Consider the following 12636-nt stretch of genomic DNA (forward strand, 5'->3'; position numbering starts at 1 on the left):
TTAGTCTAGGAGGCTAAAACAATGAATATCGTAAAGAAAGCTCAGACTTTTCTTCGTTTAAATTTCAAGACAAAGCTGCTATATATCGAAGCCTTTTTACATTTAGGCAGGGCCCGTTATCTTAAAAGCATTTCCTTTTCAAAAGTTGCCCCAACACTTGGTGAACAGATGAAAGAGTCATCATACGAATTGAATGCAGCTGATAAAGAGATTTTAGCAAATGTATCGCGGGCTATAAAAATCATGAGCCGCTACACCATATGGGAAAGCCAGTGTCTTGTAAAGGCAATGGCGGCTATGAAGATGCTGGAAAAGCGAAAGATTGATAGCACTCTTTATTTAGGTACAGCCAAAGATGAGAATGGAGGGCTCATTGCACATGCTTGGTTGCGCAGTGGACCTTTTTATATAACGGGAGCTGAAGTGATGGATAGGTTCACTGTTGTTTCTAAGTTCTCTAAAGAGAACGTAATTAAGGGCCTGAAAGAACAAGAATCTAGTTAACAATCTTAAAACATACTATTGTAACCAAATAAACCCTCAAAGATTCATCCAGGAGTCCACGCATCACCAACCCCACATATACTCTTTTATATCTTCATTGAATAATAATTTTAGAAAAGTGATACCCAAAACCTTTCCTTCCATTTTCGCGCTTCATCACCAGTAACATGGAGGAAAATGATCAAATATGGCCTGCAAATGGAGGATATGGTTATGAAGCATCTTTTACTTTTTACGAAACAAATACATGATTATTCGGGGAAAATATTATATATCAATCTTATTTGTATGATAATAATAGGCTTTTTAGAAGGCGTAGGAATTTTCTTATTGATTCCATTGATTGGATTGACCGGTGTAATGGATATAAAAACGGATGACGTTCCTTTCTTAAGCTGGGTTAATGGTTTATTCACAGGAATTCCGGAAACGCTCAGTCTTTCATTAATACTTGGTGTTTATGTGATATTAATGGTTGGACAAAGTGTATTTAAGCGGAATCAAACAATCTTGGGAGTTAAAATCCAACAAGGTTTTGTTAGAAAGTTAAGGGATGAGGCGTATGGCAGTCTGCTGCAGGTCAATTGGGGATTTTACTTAAAAAAGAGGAAAACCGATATTATCAACATCATGACCAATGAAACCTTCAATGTAAGTGCAGGTATTAATTTATTTTTACAGTTTATATCTTCCCTTATATTTACTTTCATTCAAATCGGAATAGCTTTTTATTTATCTGTTCCAATGACGAGTTTTATAATAGCCTTTGGGATCATTCTTATTTTTTCGTCCCGAAAATTCGTGAAAAAGTCTCAGTCTATTGGAAAGGAAACCTTTCAGCTAACACAAACCTATTTAGCGGGTATGACTGATCACCTTAACGGAATGAAAGATATCAAAAGTAATTCACTAGAGGAATCTCATTTGAATTGGTTTCTTTCTTTAAGTGAGAGAATGGAAAAAAATAGAATCAAGTTAACGACTTTAAATACGACGTCCCAGATGATCTTCAAAATTGTATCTTCAGTCTTAATTGCCATTTTTGTGTTTTTTTCGATAAAGATGTTCATGGCCCAGCCAGCACAATTAATGCTGATCATGGTCATTTTTTCAAGGTTATGGCCAAGGTTCACTAGCATTCAATCCAATTTAGAGCAAATAGGATCTACGCTTCCATCTTTTAAAGCCTTGTCGGATTTACAAAACGAATGTAGAGAAGCAAGAGAGTTATATGAATCCGATTATAAAAATATCATGCCCATTGAAATTAAAAGAGGGTTAGATTGCCGTAATGTTTATTTTAGTTATGATCAAAATGAAAGCACTTATGCCCTTAAAAATATAAGCATACAAATCCCCTCTAACCGCATGACGGCTATTGTCGGCCGATCGGGTGCCGGAAAAAGCACCTTAATAGATATATTAATGGGGTTGAATCATCCTAATAGGGGCGAAGTCAGAATGGATGATATTCCCCTTACCAATGACCGCTTGTTATCGCTGCGGAGGTCCATAAGTTATATCCCGCAAGATCCATTTCTCTTTAATGCAACCATACGGGAAAATCTGCTGATCATTGACCCTGAGGCAAGTGATGAGTCCATATGGGAGTCTTTGGAGTTCGCTGCAGCTGCTGACTTTGTCAATAAGCTTCCACAGGGTTTGGATACACTCATCGGCGATCGAGGAGTGCGACTATCAGGAGGAGAAAGGCAGCGTCTAGTGTTAGCCAGAGCGATTTTACGCAAACCGGCCATCCTCGTTTTGGATGAAGCGACGAGTGCATTGGATACAGAGAACGAAGCGAAGATTCAATCCGCTATTGAAAGATTAAAGGGAAAAATGACGATCATCGTCATAGCTCATCGATTATCGACGATTCGCAATGCCGATCAAGTGTTGGTCATGGATCAGGGAGAAATCATTCAGGTCGGTGAATATAACCAACTAGCGAGTGAAAAAAGAGGGATGTTTAGTAATTTACTAGGTATCCAAATGGAATCAAGTGTGTGATTCTCTAATTAAAGCCGATTTGCTGAACTTTCTTTTAACATTGAGTAGATACTATATGAAAATGAGATTAATTACATTACAATAAATAAATGGTTTATCCAGCATTTTTAATTGTAATAAAGAATGAAAGGTCCGTTGAATGTTATGAACAAGCTTATTTCTTATGAATAGGTCTAACATCAGGGTTATATGACATTACAATGCTATTTTGTGGATTAATCAATCAAATATTGGGTATTATTAAAGAAAATTAGAGAAAGAGAAACTATTCAAAGCTATGATTCATATCTAGAGAGCGGTTGCTCTATTGACTGGGTTAATTAAGAAAGGATGAATTTTTTTAAAATGCCTTTATACCAAATGAAAGAAATATGGACACCCTTAAAGTTAGTTGGAGTTAAGTTTTTTAAATCCGATGATAATAGTATTTTCATAAAGGTTTTTAACCAACATCGAAGAAGGTTAAAGTAATATGTTTTGATATAATGAGTATTAACCTAAATGTACCTCCAAAGTGTTAGGAGAACCACTTTAGCATAGCATCTAGCGTGTTGAATAAAAGTCATTAGTTTGTTTTTTGAGAGCCTAAAATAAAAAAGTTTTAGGCTCCTTAGTTTGCGTGGTTTTAAAGATCCATCATGATATGTGTAAGCGAAGTAACATTATGATAAAAGGTGTCTACAGGGACATATGGGTATGAAGAAAATCGGTGAAATCACCTGTCATAAAAATACAGACTTCACATCATTAAAGGAAAGGTATTTTGTATGAGGTGATAGTTACAGAGTAAAAGAATGGTATGTATAAAGGGAAAAAATTCAGGATTATCGTTCGTGACTTCATTAGGAGAGAACAGAACTTGAAAAGTCATCATATCAATGGGAAATATAAGAATATGTGTACATGGGGAAGTCTGTTTCAGCCTTCTTTTTTTATGAACTGTTTACTAATCAACCACAAACTGTTTCAATTCCTTTTATTAAAATGGAATTAATTGGTGTTTTAAAACAAGAACAAGGTCACAATAAAAAATCATATAGTGGGGAACATTATTCAGTTTACCATTGTGGTTGTCATTTTTCGGTTGGATCAAAATTATAATGAATTATATAAGTTAAGAAATTAAAGACTCGGATTATACAATAATTGGTGATCGAGGACTTCGACTGTCAGGAGCAGAAAGACAGCGTCTTGTACTTGCCCGAGCAATTAGAAAACAGTGAAAAATCCAAGGTTTAATAGTAGGAAAATGGCAGGCATCACACAAAGACAGTTGTTATTGTGTGGTGCCTGCCATTTTAATCCTGCTTAAGCTGTATCACTTCAAATACTAGTTGGGTATGCACCGCTAAAACAGGCTATACAGCGACTGCTAGTTTCTGCAAGATCCACATCTACTGCCTCTAATAACCCATCGGTGCTTAAAAAGGCTAAGGAATCTGCCCCGATAACCTGTCCCATAGCTCGTTCGTGTTCGTGTTTGTTGGCAAATAGTTCTTCCTTAGTTGGCATGTCCACTCCATAAAAACAAGGGTTTTTAACCATGGGTGAACTAATTCTTACATGGACTTCCTTGGCCCCTGCTTGCCGAATCAATTGGACAATGCGCTTGCTTGTGGTTCCTCTAACAATCGAGTCATCGACTAATACCACCCTTTTTCCTTCCAAAATTTCTTGCACGGCGCTTAATTTCAGTCGAACAGCTAAGTCGCGCAATTCTTGGGTGGGCTCAATAAATGAACGACCAGCATAAGGGTTTTTAATAATCCCCATTTCATATGGAATTCCTGATTGTTGGGAAAAACCAATGGCGGCAGGAACGCTTGATTCAGGAACTGCAACGACAACATCAGCTTGTGTCGGATGTTCTTTTGACAGAATTTTACCTAATTCCTTCCGGATTGTTAAGACACTTCTTCCTTGAATAACGCTATCCGGACGGGCAAAATAGACAAACTCAAAGGAACAAAGGGAAACCTTACCTTTTTCTGCAAATCTTCCAGTTTGAATTCCATTTTCATCTATAAGAAGCCATTCACCCGGTTCAACATCCCGCCAGAACTTAGCATCAACCGCATTTAGAGCGCATGTTTCTGAGGAAGCGATGATTGATTCACCAATTTTTCCAAGGCTAAGCGGACGTAACCCATGACGGTCCAGGGCAATTAGCATTTGCTTTTCAGTCATTATAATCAAGGCAAATGAACCGTCGATACGTTTAAGCATATCAGGTGCGCTTTCCGCGAAATGCTTTTTACTTGAACGAGCTATTAAGTGAGCGATAATTTCAGTATCGGTCGTTGTTTGAAATATGCTTCCCTGCTGTTGTAACACATCCCGTTCTATCCTTGCATTTACGAGGTTGCCATTATGAGCAACAGCCAGGTCCCCCTCACTATATTTAAAAACGAGGGGTTGTGCGTTTTGCAGTAAACTTTCACCAGAAGTTGAATATCGTACATGACCAATGGCCATATTTCCGCTTAATCCATCAAGGATGTCCCGTGAAAATACTTGGGTAACTAAGCCCATTCCCCTGTGATTCCTGAATGATTTCCCATCACTAGCCACAATTCCTGCACTCTCCTGACCACGGTGTTGAAGTGCATGAAGTCCGTAATAAGTTAATTCGGCTGCTTTGGGGTGATTAAACACTCCAAATACCCCGCATTTCTCCTGCATTTCTGAATCCATTTTTCTCTTCCTCCCGTTGATATCCTTTTTGTTATTTTTGGCAAAAGGTGAATTTCTATCCTTCTTATTTACTAATCGGTAAATGGATATGGGATTAAACAAGTTGCAGCCATAAAACAGTTCTATGGAACAGGGATAATTGCTTAGCATTATTGAGTGAATATCTTGGTATAAAAGACTTTTGGATATAACGGAATATTTTGAATTAAATAGTTACTAGAGTTCACGAAAAGTCAGGTTACATCCATATTATGGTTGGCATGCTGGCTTTTTTTCTTAGGGAAAATAAATTAAAACTGAATCACTTAGCACACTTATTATTTTTGTGGAATAGCAAATTCAAGCTTATATATGCTATTATAAATCTATTTTTAATAATTGAGTTGTAAAGAAAGCGCACTATAACAGTGTTTTTGCATGGTGATGTCACTTTTTGATGAATGATGTAGAAAAATGACAGAAAAAAACGAATAGTATTAAGAGCTATTTTTACGTTTTTAAGTATAATTAACATTAATATAGTTTTAATTAAGGGTAAATTCTTTGAGGGCATGATGGTTTATTTAACATGGATTCAAGAGATTTATTAATCTTGGTTAGTAATTAATGTGAAATATTCTTGAGAAAGGCAAACCTATTGAAAAGTAGGGACGCAAAATTACAGGTCTAAGGCTAAATGCTAAGACGGCTGTGTTACCACAAGTTGGGTGGGATTTATCATGGAAGCTAACAATGAACGGGAAGAATGGGTTTATCTAATTTTAGAGGCTAAAAATCTAGGATTATCTATTGAAGATGTGCGGGAGTTCATCAAGGGAAAATGAACTGGAAAAGCAAATCAGGGGATAAATATTACGTTAGGGAAGGCTGTTATACAGTCTTCTTTTTTTTATTTTCATTATTGGAAATGACCGTAAAAGGTATCTGGAATAAAGAACCTGGGGACAATAAAAATACAACCTAATTGAGAGGGATTTTATTATGGATGGACTTAAGGCTTTTATAAAGGGATTAATATGGGGAACTTTATTCAGTGTACCGTTATGGCTGTCATTTTTCGGTTGGATAAAAATAATCATGAATTTTATAAACTAAGCGCTTAATAATTTCAGATTATTAAAATGATATCTAGGCAGGATTAATCATGATGATCATAGAATTCAGTTAATGAACCTAATGCTTTAGTCGTAACTTTCTGCAGATTTAAGAACTATAACCTATAAAGAAATAGTTAATAATACTTAAATATTTTTTAGTTGTGTGCCGATACTACACTATGGAGATCAAGCAAAGGGACTTCGCTTAAGGCGATGTCAGATAGCTGCCATCAAAGCATAAGGAGACTATTTGATGACAAAAAACAAATTCATTACGTTCGAGGAAGTTTATGAAAAGAAACAAAGAAGCAAGAAAATTTTTATTGGAACCTATATTACCATTACATTAGTTTTAATTTCATTAATGACTTATTTTATGGGAAAATCATAATATGGGGTATCGAAGGGGCTGAGGAATTGGTCCTTTTTTGTTTTTTATCCATACATATTGACTGGTAGTATTCCTTCCCTTGAATATTAAGGGAATGTTAATTTTTAGTAATTTTCTGATAATATAGTAGTTTCCGCTTGCCAATTCCTACTATTTATGGGATTATCAAATAAATGAGCTATATTCCTTATTTTTAAAAAAAGGATTAGGACAACAGTATGAAATGGTGGCTCAATTATATAGTGGAGTGGAAATTTCTAATGGATTTTTTTGATATTTTAAAAGACACTTTTGCCAAGGGTGAGTCTGGACAAGATGTTACTGTGAATGAACTTATGGAGGATATTAAGGAGAAATTAAGCGGGATCATTGAACAACCTGAAAGAATATGATCCGTAGATACATATGCCCCATTTTGCCCGTTTCATGGGCAATGCTCATCTCCTTTTCTGGTATCGATGGAGAAGGCGTCAATGAATCCAAGAAATCATATCAGATACATTACTTAAGGAGCATGTCTAACAACATGCTTCTTTTTTATGGTTTTCCCTTATATATATAAATAATGATAACCTGTGAGGGTGATGAGGGTGAGGAGACAAAGTAAGATTCCAATAGGGGTATTGAGGGCTATTCTTTTGGTGTTCGCTGCAGGAGCTTGTATCATTCTTCTTTTTCCGAGCGGTTCAAAAAGTGTGGTTGAAGATTTTTATGAATATGAAAGTGAGGCGGAGTTCGGGAAGTCCTGGGATTTGTTAAGTTCTGAAATGAAGCAGCGGTTTCCGAATCGTGCGGATTATGTGCAAAATCGGTCGCATGTATTTTTACAGCATATGGATGTGGAGACTTTTCAGTATGATGTAGGCCGTTCTAAGAAAGTGAAGAACTGGAGGCTGGATAAGGTTGGAAGGCTGCATAAAACGGCCTATGAAATTCCAGTTACACAGGTCTTCAATTCTCGCTTTGGGGTGTTTACATTGGAACAAAATTGCTATGTCGTCAAAGAAAAGGGCGAATGGCGTTTGTTATGGGATTATCGGTTTGAATAGATTCCTCTCCTTTTTCAGGCCCAAGTTCGTAGAAAAGGGAGAGGTGATGCTCTCATATAATGCCGAATAGATTTACTTCTCATGAAACATATTTCATTCTTGAACGATCACTGATGGCTTTCAAAATAAACATTTTGTCCTGTGTGCTTAGCATAGCCCAGCTGCCTGCTTTGATTTTCATTTAAATCCACTCCTTTTGTTTAGGATTATTTATTATAGTTGATGAATGGTGGTTGATGGAATTCCGGGTCCAAAGAATAATAGTGTCAAGTGATTTACAGGGGCAAGGGGAAGATGGATTTGTCAGCTCATATTAGATTATACCGTCTTTTTATGCCTAATAAACAACAAAAATTCCAACAAATCTCTACAATTGGTGTTCGTTTTTTGTCAGAATATTGGACGGGGAAAATGAAAAGGCTGTCAGGATGCGGGTCCGGACAGCTCTTTCATTTTTTCTTATTTGATGGATAATTGTTCTTTTAATTCGGATTGGACCTTTTCTTTTTCTTCATCCGACACAATATAATAGTAGATTCCGTCGATTTTCGTTCCGTTGCCATTTATGGACGATTGGGTAATGCTTTTGCTTGCGTCCCTGTAGTTCTTTTGGATGTCCATCATGTCATCAAACGTCAAATTCGTCTGGATATTATTACCGAGTGCATCGAAGACTTCATCGTATTTCGTCAGAGAGGAAAGACTTGCGCCTTCCTTGATGACTGCTTCGATGATGGCACGCTGTCTGGATTGACGGCCGAAATCACCACTCGGATCATCATGTCTCATTCTTGAATAGGCAAGGGCTTCTTTCCCGTTAAGGGTATGCGTACCTTTTGCAAAATGAATGCCATCCGATGTGAAGTCCAAATCGTTTTGCACGGTCACTCCGCCGACTGCGTCGACGATATCCTTAAAGCCTTCCATATTGATCTTCATATAATAGTCGATTGGGATATCAAGGAAGTTTTCAATGGTATCCATGGACATTTTCGCGCCGCCGAAGGCAAATGCATGGTTGATTTTATCCTGTGTACCATGACCGATGATCTCGGTCCGTGTATCACGCGGAATGCTTAGCATTTTGACCGATTTCTTTTGTGGATTGACTGTCAGGACGATCATTGTATCCGAACGGCCTTTGTCACCATCACGTTCATCGACACCGAGCATGAGCATCGAGAAGGGCTCCTGATCTGATAGTGCAAGATCTTTCGTTCGTTTATCCGTGGTACGGTCTATTGGTGTATGCATCGTGTCAACGGTTTTTGTCAGTGAATTCCATACGGAGTAGGCAAAGGCTCCGCCTGCCAATATAAAAAGTAGGACAATTATCCCGACTACCTTCAGCCATGTCCGTTTCTTTTTCTTCTTTTTTTCATGTCTCATATTTTACTTCCTTCCTCTTTTTGTAACCACTTCATCTATTATATTTAATTTCAATATAAAAGAATAGTATATTATGTTATTTTATAATACCTTTGGCATATTTTGGTGTAATTTAATTAGAACAATTCTTCATTTAAAGGTTTAATGCGGAAGGAGTGACTGATCGGAAAATCCACACTTCTCTGGTTATTGGCTGTGTAATTTGGCCTAGTGTTTAGCATCCGGATATTTGGAAGTTGCAGATTTTTTATATGTGTACATGGGTAATCATGAATTTACAGCCAGCATTGCCGCAGGCTTGGACGTTATGGTCCGGGAGTGGATCGTACGGAGCTTGCCGTCTTATATCAATTTTGAATTGCAAATGGTTATCATGGCTACTTATGAAATCGAGATGAAGTCATGCTGATTAAGGATGGCGAGATCATCTCCAAGGAAAATGTCGGGGACCTATGTGAAAGTAGTGGGAAATCGGTGGTCGGTTGCTAATGGGACATCATAGCTAATAGGAAAAATAATAAAGTAGCTTCGGAAATGATTCCGAGGTTATTTTTTTGTTTGCAAGGAGAAAAGCCTTTGAATCTAATGAATTTGGCCAGGTGAAATAGGTTTTCTAAATATTTCCAAGTGAATGAGGTTTTACTTTAAAATGGGTGATAAGCAAAGTCCCTATTAGAAAGAAGGCGCATATATATGCAGTACGGATATCCCTAAAGAATAATAAATATTGGAGGCTAAAGAATAAATGGAATATTCAACGGAAAGGTCATCGTACGAGAGCAGCTCAACGGATATCCCTAAAGAATAAATAAATATTGGAGGCTAAAGAGTAAATGGAATATTCAACGGAAAGTTCACCGTACGAAAGTAGTTCAACGGAAAGCTCATCAACCGAAAGTAGCTCAACGGAAAGCTCATCGTACGAAGGCAGCTCAACGGAAAGCTCATCAGATGAAAGCAGCTCAACGGAAAGCTCATCAGATGAAAGCAGCTCAACAGAAAGCTCATCAGATGAAAGCAGCTCAACGGAAAGCTCTTCGGATGAAGGGAATTCAAATGCAATCTTTTCCGGGACTGCAGAAGAAACTGAGGATTCAACTGAGGGTGAAGAGAATGGCAGTCCTCGTCGTGTGAATGTATTTAAGAAAATGTGGCTGGATAATATGATTAAAGCATCGAAGGGTATTTATAAAGAAGGAGACTGACCATACAGGTACAGCAACTAAAAAGTTGTTGTGCCTTCTTATGAAAAGTGGACATGCCGAGAGCATCCGTAATTGACATATCCTCTAATTTTTCTTCAGCTAAAAGTATGCGGAATGCAGTCTGCAATAATCTACATGTAAATGCTGTAAAAGTTATCGAGCTAGAATCTATTGAAATGTTATTTCTGCCCTTGATGAAACCCTAACAGATTACGGACTGATTTCCGGGGGAAATTGTCCAAGCAAGGCGATCAAAGGGATTTTAGCCTAAGCTTTCGGGTTTCTAACGAAGAAAGGCCTAGCCGGAGCGTTTGGCTGACGGTTGTACATACTCCCTGTGGATTTCTTTGGACACAATGGCTTACTGGTGGGATTTAAGTTGTTTTTTACAGAATGGCGGTCACCAAATGATATCTAAATATATTGGTCAGTATATTGAACTAGGACTCTCTGGAAACATTCATATATATTAATAGAAGTAAGTTTGGAAATTCAGTTCGGAAAGGAGATATCTTTAATGTGCCGAAATGGAATGTAGCTGTACACTTTTCCCGTATACAAACCAATAAGCTGGTCATGCTCTTTTTAGCTATGCATCCGCGAATATTGGAAGGAGCAGTACGGTTGATGAATGCTCAAGGGGATTCGATTTTTGTCAATATGAGGCATGTTAAAAGTTTTCATTTTCCACATTAAAGAAACTCCGGGTCAGAAGTGATCCGGAGTTATTTCTTTTTCTCGATATTTTCATAGACCGAGGCAAGGGCTTGTTCAAATTTCCCGCTCTTTTTCGGTTTGTAATATTTTTTGCTGCGCAGTTTGTCCGGTAAGTATTGCTGTTTCACCCAGCCATTCTCGTAGTCATGCGGATAAAGGTAGCCGATGCCGCGTCCAAGTTCGGTGGCCCCTTTGTAATGGGCATCCTTAAGGTGATCCGGTACATCTCCACTATGGCCGCTGCGAATGTCGGAAAGCGCTGCATCGATTGCGACAATGGCCGTGTTCGATTTAGGTGAAAGGCATAACTCGATCACCGAGTTGGCAAGTGGAATCCGGGCTTCAGGAAAACCGAGCCGTTCAGCGGCTTCGACTGCAGCGAGTGCCCTGGGACCAGCCTGCGGATTGGCAAGACCTATGTCTTCGTAGGCAATGACCACCATGCGTCGGGCAATGCTGACAAGATCGCCGGCTTCGACCAAGCGCCCCAAATAATGAAGGGCTGCATTCACATCACTGCCGCGAATTGATTTTTGGAAAGCGGACAGAACATCATAATGGGCATCTCCATCCTTGTCATGCGAGAAGCTTTTTTTCTGCATGCATTCCTCGGCAATTTGCAGATCTATATGAATCGTTCCGGACTCATCGGGTTCGGTGGAAATGACGGCGAGTTCAAGAGCGTTAAGGGCACTGCGGACATCCCCGTTCGAAGCAGTCGCGAAATGGGTAAGGGCATCGAAGCTGACATCCGATTTATACGCACCAAGCCCCCGGTCTTCATCATGAAGTGCCCGTTCCAGAGCTTTGGTTATATCATTGGTTTCCAATGATTTGAGCTCGAAAATCTGGCACCTGCTCCGGATGGCCGGATTGATTGCATGGTAGGGATTGCTGGTCGTTGCACCGATCAAGGTGATCATCCCGTTTTCAAGATAAGGCAATAGGAAATCCTGCTTCGCCTTATCTAGTCGATGAACCTCATCAAGCAGCAGAATCACTTTCCCGGACATCTTCGCCTCGGCTGCCACGATTTCCATATCCTTTTTATTATTGGTCACCGCGTTCAGCGTCCGGAAAGCAAACTTCGTGCTCCCGGCAATCGCACTTGCAATCGATGTCTTGCCAATTCCCGGCGGACCATACAGGATCATGGATGAAAGCTGTTTGGCTTTCACCATCCTTGCGATAATTTTCCCTTCACCGACCAGATGCTCCTGCCCGATGATCTCATCAATCGATCGAGGCCGCATCCGGAAAGCAAGCGGTTTTATATTCATTGCGCACCTCTCCTTTTTATATAAGGTATCACAACTGATGGGGGAAATGCGCTGATTATGCTGTAAAAGAAGGCGAATTCGTATGATGGGGGTCCGTTTGGGGATGTAATTTGTGCTGTAAGGTTGATTATCCGCCCGTCCAACGCGAAAAATCGACCGTACTAACCTAATAATCCACCCACACCCGTAAAAATTCGTCATCTAATCAGTTGCATTCCATTCTTCATTTTCATTTTTCCTACCTTTCCAATTAGGATAATTTGACAAATGAAGGGCGGGTGAATGCATTTCCGGAGG

Annotated in this window: 12 protein-coding genes and 1 riboswitch; of the genes, 9 read left to right on the forward strand and 3 right to left on the reverse strand. The window is 38.9% G+C overall.

The window, feature by feature from the left end; translation table 11 throughout:
* Positions 1-21 precede the first annotated feature (21 nt).
* A complete protein-coding gene (locus tag QFZ73_RS19885; protein WP_307269786.1) occupies positions 22-504 on the forward strand; it encodes a lasso peptide biosynthesis B2 protein in 483 nt (160 codons plus the stop codon).
* Positions 505-717: 213 nt separating this feature from the next.
* Entirely contained in the window at positions 718-2517 is a 1800-nt protein-coding gene (locus QFZ73_RS19890) for an ABC transporter ATP-binding protein (RefSeq protein ID WP_307269789.1), read from the forward strand.
* Between the two features lie 1323 nt (positions 2518-3840).
* On the opposite strand, the gene purF is transcribed toward QFZ73_RS19890, so the two are convergent.
* Positions 3841-5211 carry an amidophosphoribosyltransferase gene (gene purF, locus QFZ73_RS19895; RefSeq protein WP_251428832.1) on the reverse strand — a complete coding sequence of 457 codons (1371 nt, stop codon included), beginning with the start codon at positions 5209-5211 and terminating at the stop codon, positions 3841-3843.
* Between the two features lie 617 nt (positions 5212-5828).
* Positions 5829-5912, forward strand: a riboswitch (cyclic di-GMP riboswitch).
* A gap of 18 nt (positions 5913-5930) precedes the next feature.
* Between purF and QFZ73_RS19900 the strand changes: the two genes are divergently transcribed.
* From QFZ73_RS19900 to QFZ73_RS19915, 4 genes are all read left to right on the forward strand, one after another.
* Positions 5931-6035 carry an anti-repressor SinI family protein gene (locus tag QFZ73_RS19900; RefSeq protein WP_082162823.1) on the forward strand — a complete coding sequence of 35 codons (105 nt, stop codon included), beginning with the start codon at positions 5931-5933 and terminating at the stop codon, positions 6033-6035.
* 526 nt (positions 6036-6561) lie between these two features.
* Positions 6562-6699, forward strand: a complete 138-nt coding sequence (locus tag QFZ73_RS19905; protein ID WP_249598458.1) for a hypothetical protein — start codon at positions 6562-6564, stop codon at positions 6697-6699.
* Positions 6700-6959: 260 nt separating this feature from the next.
* Positions 6960-7091, forward strand: a complete 132-nt coding sequence (locus QFZ73_RS19910) for a YwzD family small protein (protein WP_307269796.1) — start codon at positions 6960-6962, stop codon at positions 7089-7091.
* Between the two features lie 198 nt (positions 7092-7289).
* Complete coding sequence (locus tag QFZ73_RS19915; RefSeq protein ID WP_251428829.1) at positions 7290-7748, forward strand: hypothetical protein; 459 nt, start codon at positions 7290-7292, stop codon at positions 7746-7748.
* Between the two features lie 459 nt (positions 7749-8207).
* Here the strand turns inward: QFZ73_RS19915 and tagU are convergent, their stop codons facing one another.
* The gene (gene tagU / locus QFZ73_RS19920; protein ID WP_307269801.1) at positions 8208-9137 is read right to left on the reverse strand and encodes a polyisoprenyl-teichoic acid--peptidoglycan teichoic acid transferase TagU; all 930 of its coding nucleotides are present in this window, start codon (positions 9135-9137) and stop codon (positions 8208-8210) included.
* A 229-nt stretch (positions 9138-9366) separates the two neighbouring features.
* Here tagU and QFZ73_RS19925 point away from each other — a divergent pair, with 229 nt between their 5' ends.
* The 3 genes from QFZ73_RS19925 to QFZ73_RS19935 all read left to right on the forward strand — a co-directional run bounded on the left by QFZ73_RS19925 (position 9367) and on the right by QFZ73_RS19935 (position 11038).
* Entirely contained in the window at positions 9367-9546 is a 180-nt protein-coding gene (locus QFZ73_RS19925) for a hypothetical protein (protein WP_307269804.1), read from the forward strand.
* 424 nt (positions 9547-9970) lie between these two features.
* Positions 9971-10342 (forward strand): hypothetical protein, encoded by a 372-nt coding sequence (locus tag QFZ73_RS19930; protein ID WP_307269807.1) that lies wholly within the window; start codon positions 9971-9973, stop codon positions 10340-10342.
* A 519-nt stretch (positions 10343-10861) separates the two neighbouring features.
* Complete coding sequence (locus tag QFZ73_RS19935) at positions 10862-11038, forward strand: hypothetical protein (RefSeq protein ID WP_307269810.1); 177 nt, start codon at positions 10862-10864, stop codon at positions 11036-11038.
* Between the two features lie 29 nt (positions 11039-11067).
* Here QFZ73_RS19935 and QFZ73_RS19940 read toward each other — a convergent pair whose 3' ends face one another.
* Positions 11068-12339: a replication-associated recombination protein A gene (locus tag QFZ73_RS19940; RefSeq protein ID WP_307272932.1), complete on the reverse strand. Its 1272-nt coding sequence runs from the start codon at positions 12337-12339 to the stop codon at positions 11068-11070.
* Positions 12340-12636: the final 297 nt, after the last annotated feature.

The sequence above is a fragment of the Peribacillus sp. V2I11 genome (genome assembly GCF_030817135.1).
GTDB lineage: Bacteria > Bacillota > Bacilli > Bacillales > DSM-1321 > Peribacillus > Peribacillus simplex.